Source organism: Leeuwenhoekiella blandensis MED217 (assembly GCF_000152985.1).
Classification (GTDB): domain Bacteria; phylum Bacteroidota; class Bacteroidia; order Flavobacteriales; family Flavobacteriaceae; genus Leeuwenhoekiella; species Leeuwenhoekiella blandensis.
Genome location: NZ_CH672395.1, coordinates 1,949,434 through 1,963,772, shown reverse-complemented (window position 1 = coordinate 1,963,772; position 14,339 = coordinate 1,949,434). Strand labels below are relative to the sequence as shown.

Here is a 14,339-nt window from a genome sequence, read left to right as displayed (position 1 = left end):
CATGAAAACACTACGCTATCGCTCCCGAGGTCAAGAAGTATATTTTTTAGAAGAACTCCTTCAGAAATTAGGCTATGAGGTTTACGTCTCTACCTATTTTGGCTTAGACACCAATAATGCTGTTAAAGACTTTCAGCAAAAAAACAATCTGGTTGTTGACGGCATCGTAGGATTAAAAACTTGGAGCAAACTTCTGGCTCAAGAAAATCAAATTTTTGATGCAAATTCAAAATTGCTTAGTGAACAAGATCTGATTGATTTTGCGCAGCGTTATGACTTAGAGTTGGCTGCGGTAAAAGCTGTCAATGAAATTGAGAGCAACGGTAAAGGTTTTTTGGTGGGTGATAAACCGCGTATTCTTTTTGAAGGTCATATTTTTTGGCGACAATTAGAAGCTAAAGGAATAGATCCCAAAAACTATGTTTCTGATGAAAGTGCCAATGTGCTTTATAAAAAATGGACACGCATTTATTATGTGGGCGGTTTGGGAGAATACGACCGTATGAATAAAGCTGCGGCTTTAGGTGACCATCCTGACTTTAAAGCTTCGGCTCAAGCTTCGGCATCTTGGGGGATGTTTCAAATAATGGGCTATCATTTTAAAAGTTTAGGCTATACTTCGGTTGATGCATTTGTAGAAAAAATGTTTGAACACGAGCGCGAACATCTGGCGGCTTTTGGGAAGTTTTTAGAGGTCAATAAACTCCTGAAACATTTACGCTCAAAAAATTGGGCAGCTTTCGCCAGAGGCTATAACGGTCCCGGTTACGCTGCAAACAAATACGATATTAAACTGGCAAAAGCCTATGCTAAATACTCATAAGCCTTATGAGTACAATACAACGTTTAGGTTTTGATACAATTATGCAGCATTTGCAAGAGCTTGTAATTTGGCGATTGAGAAATCCTGATTTGAGCTTTGACGAAGCACCACAATTAGATCGTAAAGCCCTCCCCGACTCGCTATTAAAACAACTTATCATAGTCTTAGAATTAGATTCTGCAGAAATCGCAATACTCTTACTTGTGATGGCTCCTAACCTTTCACCAGAACTTCTAAAATTTTGTGTGAATCAAGTTTACCCTGATGGTGGCGAGCTTCCCGAACTTGGAGGAATACAAGGCAAAAATCACCGTGGCATCTTACCCACTGCAGAGACTGCACTGTTTCTCATCGCAGGGGTAAATATAGAAGCGAGAGTCCAAAGCTGGCAATATTTTGATAAGCATAGTAAACTTATCGCAAATAAGATCATTCAACTAGAAAAGCCCGAAAAGAACGAACCCAAAATGAGTGGAGCATTGATTTTAGATGCTGAATACACGGCTTTGCTCATTACAGGTAACATACCAGAACCTGAGTTAAGCATTGAGTTTCCTGCTTCAAAGATCGAAACACAACTTACCTGGGATGATTTGGTTCTTAATGCCGAAACCCGACAAGAAATTCGGGACCTTGAAATATGGTTGAAACATAACGAAACGCTTCAGCAAAAACACCACACGACAAGCAGATTTAAGCAAGGCTATCGCGTACTTTTTCACGGTCCGCCCGGAACAGGAAAGACGTTAACCGCAAGTCTCTTGGGAAAATATACAGACCGCGAAGTTTACCGTATCGATCTTTCAACCGTAGTTTCAAAATACATCGGTGAGACCGAAAAAAACTTGGCTAAACTTTTTGACAAAGCCCAGTATAAAAACTGGATTCTTTTCTTTGACGAAGCCGATGCTATTTTTGGTAAACGCACTCAAGTGCGCGATGCGCATGACAAATATGCCAACCAAGAAGTTTCCTATCTTCTACAACGTTTAGAAGAGCATCCCGGACTCGTCATTTTAGCCTCCAATTTTAAAAATAATATTGATGCAGCATTTACCAGACGCTTTCAGGCATTGGTTCACTTTACACCGCCGGAATATGAGGAACGTTTGGTTCTCTGGAAAAAAGCACTGCCCAAAGGATTCAAATTTGAAAAAGCGATCGATCTAAAGATCATTGCAAAAACCTACGATATTACGGGTGCGCATATTAGCAATGTTATGCATTACTGTTGTTTACAAGCTTTAGATCAAAACACCCAGATCATTACTAAAGACATTTTGCTCAGAGCACTCAAGCGCGAATACAAAAAAGAAGAAAAGATGTTTTAGCTATATTTGATTAAGACTTATACGGCACACTATGGCAAAGCACAGAATCGACACAATGGCCTTCTCCGGAGTTTATCCGCACTACATCACAAAAGCCGAAAAGAAAGGACGAAGCAAAGAAGAGGTTGATCAAATAATCTTTTGGTTAACCGGTTATGATGAAAACGCTTTGGAGCGTATTTTATCTGAAAAGACAAATTTTGAAACCTTCTTTGACGAAGCGCCTCAACTCAACCCTAATGTTTCTAAGATTACCGGAGTAATTTGCGGGCACCGCATTGAAAATATTGAAGACCCCTTGATGAAAAAGGTACGCTATCTAGATAAGCTCATAGATGAGTTAGCAAAGGGCAAATCTATGGACAAAATTCTTAGAAAATAGGAAAGCCATGGCCAACCTTAAACTTATTTCTGCTGCGTTCTTAAAGGAAGTTGCCTTTGGCAATATTGATAAAGCATTTTCAAAATATGTGTCCGAGAATTTCATCCATCACAATCAATACTTCGAAGGTTCACGAGATGCCTTAATTCAAGCGATGAAAGAAGATCATCAAGCAAATCCTAACACAGGTTTTGAGGTTAAAAAAATTTATGCTGATGGTGATACGGTCATCACCCATAGTCTGGTGACTAAGAAAACAATGCAAATTGTAGTAGTACATATTTCTAAATTCCAGAACAATAAGGTCATTGAGATGTGGGATATAGGGCAGGAAGTCGAAAAAAATTCTCCAAATGAATTAGGGTTATTTTGAGTTTAACGTATTACTAGAAACGCGACTTCAAATCACAATAACCTCAATTTCAACGATTAAATTTTATTAAATAATTAAAATAGCCTATTTTCTGAAGGGTTTTATTTCATTATTAGAAATTTATCTGATACTAGATCTAAGACACATTCAGTTTTTACCATCTTTATTTTTAATTATCAACTATGAATAAGTTTTTATACGCCTTCGCCTTGCTTACTATTATAAGTTTATCATCCTGCGAGCAAGAAAACAAGTTTGAGACTTTACAGGTCTCCTCCCCTAACGATTCAAACCAAATCACCTTCCAACTAACCGAAGATGGTCAGCCTTCCTACACGCTCAAGCACAACGGAAAAACTGTAATAGATACTTCTGCTATGGGTTTTGAATTTAAAGACCTGAATACATTGAGTAAAAATTTCAGCATTATAGATGCTAAAACCGGCGGGCTAGATGAAACCTGGGCTATGCCTTGGGGCGAACAACTTGAAGTGAGAAACCAGTATAATGAACTCATCGTGTATCTTGAAGAAAATACTCCTGAGCAACGAAAATTGAATATTCATTTCAAAGTGTACGACGATGGTGTGGGTTTTCGTTATGAATTTCCGCAGCAAGACAATCTAGATGAACTATTAATTACTGATGAAAACACGGAGTTCTCTTTAACCGGCGATCATAAAACTTGGTGGATTCCGGGAGATTGGGATATCTACGAGCATCTTTATAATGAGACCAAGTTTTCTGAAATAGATGCACTTTCTAAAGCAAATAATGAAGATTTGAATGCTTCATACATTCCAGAAAACGCAGTAAACACCCCTGTAACTATGAAAACGGAAGACGGTTTATATTTGAGTTTTCACGAAGCTGATCTTACCGATTATGCAGGAATGACTTTAAAAATACATCCTTCTGAAAACAAAATGGTGAGCGAACTCGTAGGCTCTGAGCGTTTGGGCGGAAAAGCTAAAATTAAATTACCCTTCAACACACCTTGGCGCACGATACAAGTAGCGGACAAAGCCGGCGATCTCATCGAGTCTAAAATGATTTTAAACCTTAACGATCCTAATGCCTTAGGTAATGTAGATTATTTTACTCCAATGAAATACGTTGGTATTTGGTGGGAAATGCACATCGGTAAATCTACCTGGGATATGGAAGGCACCCAAGACATGAATACCTTCACTGTGGGAGAAAAAGGTTCTTCACAACATGGTGCAACTACTGAGAATGCTAAAAAATATATTGATTTTGCTGCTGAAAATGGGATCCAAGGACTATTGGTTGAAGGCTGGAATACCGGTTGGGATCAATGGATCAATACCGACGACCGTGAAGGCGTTTTCGACTTTATTACACCCTACCCTGATTATGATTTTGACGAAGTAATGGCTTATGCAAAAGATAAAGGCGTTGAAGTGATTATGCATCACGAGACGTCAGCTGCACCACTCACCTATGAGAAACAGATGGAAGCTGCATACGACTTTATGAAGGCAAACGATATCAACTCGGTTAAAACAGGTTATGTAGGCGAAATTATTCCGAAAGGAGAATATCACCACGGCCAGTGGATGGTGAAGCATTATCAAAAAGTTTTAGACGAAACAGCTAAAAAAGAAATTGCAGTCAACGCGCACGAACCTATAAAAGCGACCGGAAAACGCAGAACCTATCCCAATGCTATTGCACGCGAAGGTTTGAGAGGTCAAGAATTTAATGCTTGGGCCTCAGACGGTGGTAACCCACCCGCACACTTGCCAACAGTCGCCTTCACACGAATGCTTTCTGGTCCTATTGATTTTACGCCTGGTGTTTTCAATATTAAGTTTGATGATTACAAAAAGGGAAATCGCGTAAATACTACGCTTGCACATCAGTTGGGTTTATATGTGGTGATTTACAGTCCGATTCAAATGGCGTGTGACCTTCCCGAACATTATTTGGTTGATGGTGAGGTACATCCGGCATTTCAATTTATTACTGATGTAGGCGTTGATTGGCAACAGTCTAAAGTTCTTGATGGCGAAGTAGGCGATTATGTTGTTATTGCGAGACAAGAGCGTGAAACTGATAATTGGTTTATAGGCGGAATTACTGATGAAAACGCAAGAACGTTTAAGATAAACTTTGATTTTCTAGAGGAAAATAAAACCTATAAAGCCCTTATTTATAAAGATGGTCCTGACGCCGATTGGGAAAACAATCCACAAGATTATATGATTGAAGAAAAAGAAGTGACCAAAAATACTACACATACAATTCAAATGGCAGCTGGCGGCGGTTTTGCTATGAGCCTGATGGATTCAGAATAAAAATTTTGAAACGTTGTAATAGAAAGCCTTTGCACTTGCAAAGGCTTTTTTTATTTAGTCAAATACCTCAGAACTAACCCACAACGAATTTTCAACTTCCAGGCAAGCCTCGGAGTATTAAAGCCTTTGGCGGTACCAATAAACCAGTGTAACACTTGTTACGTATAAAGCTTATAAGTTTTAGGTTATTTGCATCATTAAAACTATGAACAAAGAATTTTAAACCCCTAAACTATGAATTGGATTTATGATCCTTGGCCTTGGTATGTATCTGGTCCGCTAATTGCCCTTACAATGTTTGTGCTGCTTTTTGTAGGTAAACAATTTGGAATGTCCTCAAACCTAAGAACATTATGTTCTGCTGCAGGTGGTGGTAAAAAGGCTGATTTTTTTAAGTTTAACTGGAAAAATGAACGCTGGAATTTGACCGTTATGATAGGTGCTGTAATAGGTGGTTTCATTGCATCACAGTATCTCTCAAATAATACGGTTGAAATCGCAGACGACGTGGTCGCTACCCTTCAGGGATACGGAATAAACAGCGCTGGAGAAGCCTACTTACCTACAGAATTATTCAGCATTGAAGCTTTAAGTAATCCTAAAAACCTATTGATCTTGATCATTGGAGGGTTTCTTGTTGGTTTTGGTGCGCGCTATGCAGGTGGTTGTACCTCGGGTCATGCCATTTCCGGATTGAGTAATTTACAGCTTCCATCTCTAATTGCTGTTATAGGCTTCTTTGTTGGTGGTCTTGTGATGATTCATTTTATTTTTCCCTTAATTTTTGCATAATGAAAACGCTAGTATATCTCTTTATAGGAACCTTTTTTGGTATTTTAATGTACAAATCTGAAGCTGCATCTTGGTTTCGCATTTTTGAAATGTTTGAGTTTGGTGCTTTTCATATGTATGGCATCATCGGTTCTGCATTGGTACTGGGCGTTATTGGCGTTCAGATCATCAAAAAATTCAACATAAAGGCTATAGGCGGCAAAGACATGCACCTTAAGCCAAAAAATAAGAGTGTTTCCCGCTACGCTATTGGCGGGGTTTTGTTTGGTTTAGGGTGGGCGTTGGCAGGTGCCTGCCCCGGACCTATGTATGTACTTACAGGTGCAGGTTATGTTTCTATACTCATCGTTATTTTTGGCGCACTCCTGGGCACATTTGTTTACGGAATGGTCAAAAATAAACTTCCGCATTAGAAAAAGTACAACTGATAATTTGAGACTTCTCTTGAGTTTTTAGTTAATGCGCTAGGACTTATGAGAAGTTTTCTTTTTTAAGGCTATATTGCTGTTGGTCAACACTTAGCACACCCAAATGCTTTGAGTGCTATTTTTAAGAGAAGCCCCAATGCTTTTAAGCTTCTTTATGGTCTAAGTTTCCTATTTTTGCAAAAAATTCAGAGTTATGCTTATCATAGGAATCGCCGGTGGTACCGGGAGCGGTAAAACAACCGTGGTTAATCAAATTGTTCAGGAATTACCTGAAGGTGAAGTAACGGTAATCTCGCAAGATTCCTACTACCGTGATAATTCACACCTTTCTTATGACGAGCGTGTAAAAATTAATTTTGACCATCCCAAATCTATAGATTTTGAATTGCTCTGTACGCATTTAGATCAGCTAAGAAATGGAGAGACTATTGAACAGCCGGTTTATTCTTTTGTAAAGCACAACCGCACCAAAGATAAAGTGATCACGCATCCGCGGAAAGTAGTTATCGTAGAAGGAATTTTAATTTTAACACATCCTGAAATACGCGAACTTTTTGACATTAAAATCTTTGTTCACGCAGATTCTGATGAGCGTCTTATTCGTAGATTGAAACGTGACATTGCCGAACGTGGCCGTGACCTTGAAGAAGTTCTAACACGTTATCAGACCACCTTAAAACCCATGCATCAACAATTTATCGAACCTACTAAGGAATATGCAGATATTATCATACCTTATAACCGATATAACAATGTTGCGATAGATATCGTTCGTAGTATTATAAATCAACGTTTGGTATAATTCAAAAAGCTCAACTGTGTCCTTTTTCAAAAAGCTACGTCAGAAAAAATGGTTCCGTATTTTGGGAAATAAATACGTGCTCATCTTGGTGATCTTCACCATTTGGATGGTGTTTTTTGATACCAATTCGTGGTTCATTCACAAAGAACTGAATGATGAAATTGATAAGCTCGAAGGTAACCGAGCTTATTTCAAACAGGAGATCAAAGCAGATCGAAACCAGATCAATAAACTAAAGGACGCCCGAGAATTAGAGCGTTTTGCCAGAGAAGAATATTATATGAAAAAGGAAAACGAGGAACTATTTATCATTGAATATGAAGACAGCCTAAAAACCAAAAATGATGAGTAAACCCCTTTTTTCTGAATTTTCACCGGTATCGGCAAAAGCCTTTAAACAAAAGATCCAGTACGATCTTGATGGTGCAGAATATAACGAGACTTTGGTCTGGAATTCCGCAGAAGGTATTTCGGTTAAACCCTTCTATCACCGCGAAGAAACTGACGCTTTACCTATTCCCGGCCAACCAAAAACCTGGTCTATCGCAGAAGAGATTTTTATTTTAAAAGCTGCAACAGCTGCTACAACGGCAAAAAATGCATTAACCAAAGGTGCAGAAGCCCTACTCTTTAAAGCTGAAAACAAGTTCGACATTGCTCAACTCCTTGAACAATTACCACAACAGGAACTTGCGCTCTATTTTAATTTAAGCTTTTTAGATACTGCCTTTAATGAGGCGCTGTTGCAACAAACAGCTTCAAAAGGATTTCAATGTCATCTTAACTTTGACATCCTAGGTAATCTAGCACGTTCAGGGAACTGGTATGCATCTCAAAAAGAGGATCATAAAGCTTTAGAGCAACTTTTTTTAAATCCTCAAAACGATAACGTTATAGGCGTTGACCTGACGCTTTATCATAATGCAGGAGCCCATAGTATTCAAGAACTTGCTTATGCTCTTGCACACGTAAATGAGTACTTCAATCACTACGGTGCTCTTTTAAGAAACCAACAAATAACCTTTAAAGTTGCCTTAGGCGGTAATTACTTTTTTGAGATTGCAAAACTCAGAGCCTTGCGCTTACTTTTTGCTACGCTGGCTGATGAATACAACCTGAATACGCAATGCCATATTCTTGCTATTCCCGGATTACGTAACAAAACACTTTATGATTATAATACCAATCTGCTACGCACTACCACCGAAGCAATGAGTGGTATCCTGGGAACTGCAGATGTTATTTGCAATACCGCTTATGATGCGATTTATCATAAAACCAATGAATTTGGACAGCGTATCGCGCGTAACCAACTCTTGGTCTTAAAGAACGAAAGTTACTTTGATCAAATTGAAAATCCTGCAGACGGAACTTATTATATCGAGAGTCTCACCAAACAATTTGCAGAAAAGGCTTTAGCGCTATTCAAAGAAATTGAAGCCGGCGGCGGATTTGTAACCCAACTTATACAAGGAAAAATTCAGAAAAAAATAAAGGATTCTGCTGCAAAAGAACAGAAAGCTTTTGATGAACAACAAAAGATTTTGGTAGGTACCAATGCGTTCATTAATAGCGAGGATAAAATGAAGTCAGAACTCGAACTGTACCCATTTGTAAAAATGAATCCACGTAAAACTTTGATTGAACCCATTATTCCAAAACGTTTAGCCGAACAAGCGGAACAAAAAAGATTGAAAGATGAGTAGAAAGGATATACAACATCTCCGTATTAAAGATACTTTCAAATCTGATTCGGTTCAAAAGAATACTTCTACTGAAACTTTAGAGCACTTGGATTTTGCGGCAGGGATTCCGCCGTATTTGCGTGGCCCGTATAGCACGATGTATGTGCGTAAACCTTGGACGATCAGACAATATGCAGGATTTTCTACTGCCGAAGAAAGCAACGCCTTTTACCGACGCAATTTAAAAGCCGGCCAAAAAGGGCTTTCCGTAGCTTTTGACCTGGCTACACATCGCGGATATGATAGCGACCACGAGCGCGTAGAAGGTGATGTGGGTAAAGCCGGTGTGGCAATAGATTCAGTGGAAGATATGAAGTTATTGTTTGATCAGATTCCGCTGGACAAAATGAGCGTTTCGATGACGATGAACGGCGCGGTACTTCCTGTTTTAGCATTTTACATCGTAGCAGCCGAAGAACAAGGCGTTCAATCCAAACAATTGCAAGGCACGATTCAGAATGATATTCTGAAGGAATTTATGGTTAGGAATACGTACATCTATCCGCCAGCCCCTTCTATGCGTATCATTTCTGATATTTTTAAATATACCTCAGAGCATATGCCCAAGTTTAACAGCATTTCGATTTCGGGCTATCATATGCAAGAAGCAGGTGCCACTGCAGATATTGAATTAGCGTATACTTTGGCAGATGGTCTCGAATATATCCGCACAGGAATTGAAGCCGGATTAAAGATCGATGATTTTGCTCCGCGCCTCTCCTTTTTCTGGGGAATAGGAATGAATCACTTTATGGAAATCGCAAAAATGCGTGCTGCCCGTATGCTTTGGGCAAAAATTGTAAAACAATTCAATCCTCAGAATCAAAAATCCCTTTCGCTTAGAACACATTGTCAAACCAGTGGCTGGTCGCTTACAGAGCAAGATCCGTTTAATAATGTTGCGCGCACCACGATTGAAGCTGCCGCGGCTGCTTTTGGTGGAACCCAAAGTCTACATACAAACGCCTTAGATGAAGCGATCGCCTTACCTACCGATTTTTCTGCACGCATTGCGCGAAATACACAACTGTTCCTTCAAAAAGAAACCGAAATTACGCGAACAGTAGATCCTTGGGCCGGCAGTCATTATGTTGAAAAACTAACTAAGGAAATTGCAGATAAAGCCTGGGAACATCTCGAGGAGATCGAAAAACTAGGCGGAATGACCAAAGCTATTGAGAAAGGCATTCCTAAGCAGCGCATTGAAGAAGCGGCAGCACGTAAGCAAGCGCGCATAGATAGCGGAAAAGACATCATCATTGGTGTCAATAAATTTGCTTTAGCACACGAGGATGAACTCGCTATTCTTGAGGTGGATAATGTTAAAGTTCGTGAGCAACAATTGGAACGTCTTGCAAACCTAAAAGCCCAACGAGATCAGAAAAAAGTTGATGAAGCCCTGAAGCAATTAACAGCTTGTGCAACATCAGGAAACGGGAATTTGCTAAATTTAAGTGTTGCAGCGGCACGAGAACGTGCGACTTTAGGCGAAATATCAAAAGCGCTCGAAGATGTATTTGGCCGTTATAAAGCACAAATAAAATCATTTAGCGGAGTGTACAGTAAAGAAGTAAAACAGGATCAGACATTTTTAAAAGCCCAAGAGCTGGCCAATAAGTTTGCTAAACTCGAAGGCAGACGCCCGCGCATTATGATCGCAAAAATGGGTCAGGATGGTCACGACCGAGGCGCAAAAGTAGTAGCTACAAGTTATGCAGATGTAGGTTTTGACGTTGATATCAGTCCGTTATTTCAAACTCCGGCAGAGGTGGCTAAACAAGCCGTAGAAAACGATGTGCATATTCTTGGTATCTCCTCCTTAGCCGGCGGCCATAAAACTTTGGTTCCACAGGTAATTCAACACCTTCAAGACTTAGGCCGCGACGATATTATGGTCATTGTGGGCGGTGTGATTCCGCGTAAAGATTATGAGTTCCTGTTTAAATCAGGAGCAGTTGCAGTCTTTGGACCCGGCTCCAAAATAAGTGAAGCAGCAATTTCTATTTTAGAGATTTTGCTGCAGAGTTTTGAAGATTGATTCCCTCTAAAAATAAAAGCTATGAATTTTAAAAATAAAATGCTGCGTGACGATGCGCTTCAAGGAAAAACAATTGTGGTAACCGGCGGCGGAAGCGGTCTGGGAAAAGCAATGACCAAATACTTTATGGAGTTAGGGGCTCAGGTTGCTATTACTTCGCGAAATTTGGAAAAACTTAAAACTACTGCCGAAGCTTTAGAAGCTGAAACCTGTGGAACCTGCTTTCCGGTGCAATGCGACGTACGCGATTATGAGCAAGTCGTCGCGATGCGCGATGCGGTAATTGAGCAATTTGGTAGTGTTGACGTGCTGTTGAATAATGCCGCAGGTAATTTCATTTCTCCAACTGAAAGACTTTCTGCCAACGCTTTTGATGTGGTTATTGATATCGTCTTAAAAGGAAGTAAAAACTGCACGCTCGCCTTTGGTAAGCATTGGATTGATAAAAAGGTAACCAACAAAACCATCTTAAACATCGTTACGACCTATGCCTGGACCGGTTCTGCTTATGTGGTTCCCAGTGCTACGGCAAAAGCCGGAGTGCTTGCTATGACACGCTCACTAGCGGTAGAATGGGCCAAATACGGTATACGTTCTAATGCGATCGCTCCTGGCCCCTTCCCTACCAAAGGTGCTTGGGAACGGCTTCTTCCGGGAGATCTTGCTGAAAAATTTGATCTGTCTAAGAAAGTACCCTTGCGCAGAGTTGGAGCACATCAGGAGCTTGCCAATCTCGCGGCGTATTTAGTTTCAGACTTTTCAGCGTACATCAACGGTGAAGTTGTGACCATTGATGGTGGTGAATGGCTTGAAGGTGCGGGACAATTCAATTTATTACAAGATATTCCAGAAGAATTATGGGATCAATTGGAGGCAATGGTTAAAGCAAAGCGCAATAAATAAAGGATTTAAGAATTTTTAAACTCGAATCCTGTGTTTTATAAAAGTGATTCTCCTAAAACTATTAAAACCTGTTAACAAAAAGCATTTTAATTGCCCGTTATAAATCGTATTTTCGCTGTGCAATACCTCAATATACTCTATGGGCAAAATTATAGCAATTGCTAATCAAAAAGGTGGTGTAGGCAAGACTACAACATCGGTTAACCTTGCAGCCTCGCTAGGCGTGCTTGAGAAAAAAGTACTTTTAATTGATGCAGATCCTCAGGCAAATGCCACATCGGGATTGGGTATAGATGTTGAAACGATCGAGATGGGTACCTATCAGCTGCTGGAACATTCTAGCAAGGCCGAAGAAACCATTATGAAGACCGAGTCTCCAAATCTCGACTTGATTCCTGCACATATCGACTTGGTAGCTATCGAGATCGAATTGGTAGATATGGATCAACGCGAATATATGATGGCGCGTGCCATAAGACACTTGAAAGATTCTTATGACTACATCTTGATTGATTGTGCCCCATCATTGGGATTATTAACACTCAATGCACTTACCGCTTCAGACTCTGTGATTATACCTATTCAATGTGAATATTTTGCACTTGAAGGTCTTGGTAAATTGTTGAACACGATCAAAAGTGTTCAGAAAATCCACAATCAAAAATTAGATATTGAGGGGCTTTTATTAACGATGTTTGATTCTCGTTTGAGACTTTCAAATCAGGTGGTTGATGAAGTACAAAAGCATTTTGATGAGATGGTTTTTGATACCATTATCCAAAGAAACGTTCGCTTGAGTGAAGCACCAAGTTATGGTGAAAGCATAATTAATTACGATGCAGGCAGCAAAGGTGCCGCAAATTACTTAAGTTTAGCTCAGGAGATAATTACTAAAAATGACGCGTAAAGATGGCTAAAGCAGTTAAAAAACAAGCTTTGGGTCGTGGTCTTTCAGCTTTATTGAAAGATCCTGACAATGATATAAAAACCGCCGGTGATAAAGGCGCAGATAAGGTTGTAGGCAATATTGTAGAGCTAGAACTTGCCAATATTGAAGTAAACCCGTTTCAACCCCGAAGCAGTTTTAATGAAGATGCTTTAAAAGAGCTTGCGTCGTCCATTCGTGAGTTGGGTGTCATTCAACCCATAACCGTTCGTAAAATTGAGTTTGGTAAATACCAATTGGTTTCTGGAGAGCGTCGTTTTAGAGCTTCCAAATTAGTTGGTCTAGAGACCATCCCGGCATACATTCGTATCGCTAATGATCAAGAGTCGCTTGAGATGGCTCTTGTTGAAAACATTCAACGTGAAGATCTTGATCCCATAGAAATTGCACTTTCTTACGAGCGTTTGATCGAAGAGATCAATCTTACCCAAGAGCAAATGAGCGAGCGTGTAGGTAAAAACAGATCTACGATTGCTAACTATTTGCGTTTGTTGAAATTAGACCCGATCGTTCAAACAGGAATGCGTGATGGTTTTCTGTCTATGGGCCACGGTCGTGCGCTGATTAATATTGAAAATACTTCAGACCAACTCGATATATACGAGAAGATCCTTCAGGATTCACTTTCGGTAAGAGCTACAGAAGCCCTTGTAAAAAATTATAAAGAAGGGAAAAAATCAGGGAAGTCAACTCCGGTTAAATCTAAAGTTCCTGACTTCATTCAGGAAGGAAAAAAAGAATTTGCTTCTTACTTTGGAGCCAAAGTAGATGTAAAAGTTGCTCAAAAAGGCAATGGAAAACTAATAATTCCGTTTTCTTCAGAAGAAGATTTTAAGCGACTTAAAAAATTAATATCTGGTGCCGAATAAATTAATACTATTTACTTGCCTCCTTTTCTGCAGTATAGCTTTAAGCCAATCAACGCCATCTGAGGAACAACCTCAAATTGAAGCCGAAGAAATAGATGCCGCTTTTCAAGAATATGATGCGCTTAAACCGGCCAAAGCTGCGTTTTACGCTGCGGTGCTTCCGGGATTAGGACAAGCTTACAATAAAGATTACTGGAAAATTCCTATCGTATACGGTGCTATTGGTACCGGTGTAGGAATTGCCGTTTACAATCACGACCTCTTTCAACAATATCGTACCGCATACAAAGATCGTATTGCAGGACGTATGGATGAATTTACTATAGTAGATGAAAATGGGAATACGCGTGAATTATTCACAGAAGATCAATTGTTGAGAGCCCAGGATTTTTACCGAAGAAACAAAGAACTATCGATACTCATTACCGCAGGGTTGTATGTATTGCAAATACTTGAAGCAAACGTAGATGCTCACCTTTCACAATATGAAGTGGAAGACCGATTGAGCTTTGCTCCATTTATGCAACGCAATGAATTTGACTACTCAAACACGTTTGGGATGCGTATCACTTATACTTTTTAGATT

15 protein-coding genes are annotated in these 14,339 nt (G+C 39.7%); all 15 read left to right on the top strand.

Annotated features, from left to right (window positions below; genetic code table 11):
• The first annotated feature begins 1 nt into the window (after position 1).
• Complete coding sequence (locus tag MED217_RS08465) at positions 2-823, top strand: N-acetylmuramidase domain-containing protein (RefSeq protein WP_009780089.1); 822 nt, start codon at positions 2-4, stop codon at positions 821-823.
• Positions 824-828: 5 nt separating this feature from the next.
• Positions 829-2,154: an ATP-binding protein gene (locus tag MED217_RS08460; protein ID WP_009780088.1), complete on the top strand. Its 1,326-nt coding sequence runs from the start codon at positions 829-831 to the stop codon at positions 2,152-2,154.
• 31 nt (positions 2,155-2,185) lie between these two features.
• A complete protein-coding gene (locus tag MED217_RS08455; RefSeq protein ID WP_009780087.1) occupies positions 2,186-2,536 on the top strand; it encodes a DUF2200 domain-containing protein in 351 nt (116 codons plus the stop codon).
• A gap of 7 nt (positions 2,537-2,543) precedes the next feature.
• Entirely contained in the window at positions 2,544-2,909 is a 366-nt protein-coding gene (locus tag MED217_RS08450; RefSeq protein ID WP_009780086.1) for a nuclear transport factor 2 family protein, read from the top strand.
• Between the two features lie 182 nt (positions 2,910-3,091).
• Complete coding sequence (locus MED217_RS08445) at positions 3,092-5,230, top strand: glycoside hydrolase family 97 protein (RefSeq protein WP_009780085.1); 2,139 nt, start codon at positions 3,092-3,094, stop codon at positions 5,228-5,230.
• A 234-nt stretch (positions 5,231-5,464) separates the two neighbouring features.
• On the top strand, positions 5,465-6,022 hold the full coding sequence (locus tag MED217_RS08440) for a YeeE/YedE family protein (protein WP_009780084.1): 558 nt from the start codon (positions 5,465-5,467) through the stop codon (positions 6,020-6,022).
• Positions 6,022-6,435 (top strand): DUF6691 family protein, encoded by a 414-nt coding sequence (locus tag MED217_RS08435; protein ID WP_009780083.1) that lies wholly within the window; start codon positions 6,022-6,024, stop codon positions 6,433-6,435. The genes MED217_RS08440 and MED217_RS08435 overlap by 1 nt, the downstream gene beginning before the upstream one ends.
• Positions 6,436-6,643: 208 nt before the next feature.
• Positions 6,644-7,252 (top strand): uridine kinase, encoded by a 609-nt coding sequence (gene udk / locus MED217_RS08430; protein WP_009780082.1) that lies wholly within the window; start codon positions 6,644-6,646, stop codon positions 7,250-7,252.
• 16 nt (positions 7,253-7,268) lie between these two features.
• Positions 7,269-7,604, top strand: coding sequence for an FtsB family cell division protein (locus MED217_RS08425; RefSeq protein WP_040532678.1), 336 nt, complete (start codon positions 7,269-7,271; stop codon positions 7,602-7,604).
• On the top strand, positions 7,597-8,958 hold the full coding sequence (locus tag MED217_RS08420) for a methylmalonyl-CoA mutase subunit beta (RefSeq protein WP_009780080.1): 1,362 nt from the start codon (positions 7,597-7,599) through the stop codon (positions 8,956-8,958). The genes MED217_RS08425 and MED217_RS08420 overlap by 8 nt, the downstream gene beginning before the upstream one ends.
• The gene (scpA, locus tag MED217_RS08415) at positions 8,951-11,035 is read left to right on the top strand and encodes a methylmalonyl-CoA mutase (protein WP_009780079.1); all 2,085 of its coding nucleotides are present in this window, start codon (positions 8,951-8,953) and stop codon (positions 11,033-11,035) included. Before MED217_RS08420 ends, scpA begins: the two co-directional genes overlap by 8 nt.
• Positions 11,036-11,056: 21 nt before the next feature.
• Positions 11,057-11,938, top strand: coding sequence for an SDR family oxidoreductase (locus tag MED217_RS08410; protein WP_009780078.1), 882 nt, complete (start codon positions 11,057-11,059; stop codon positions 11,936-11,938).
• 139 nt (positions 11,939-12,077) lie between these two features.
• A complete protein-coding gene (locus tag MED217_RS08405; protein WP_009780077.1) occupies positions 12,078-12,845 on the top strand; it encodes a ParA family protein in 768 nt (255 codons plus the stop codon).
• 2 nt (positions 12,846-12,847) lie between these two features.
• Positions 12,848-13,753: a ParB/RepB/Spo0J family partition protein gene (locus tag MED217_RS08400; protein WP_009780076.1), complete on the top strand. Its 906-nt coding sequence runs from the start codon at positions 12,848-12,850 to the stop codon at positions 13,751-13,753.
• Positions 13,743-14,336 carry a DUF5683 domain-containing protein gene (locus tag MED217_RS08395; RefSeq protein WP_009780075.1) on the top strand — a complete coding sequence of 198 codons (594 nt, stop codon included), beginning with the start codon at positions 13,743-13,745 and terminating at the stop codon, positions 14,334-14,336. The genes MED217_RS08400 and MED217_RS08395 overlap by 11 nt, the downstream gene beginning before the upstream one ends.
• Positions 14,337-14,339: the final 3 nt, after the last annotated feature.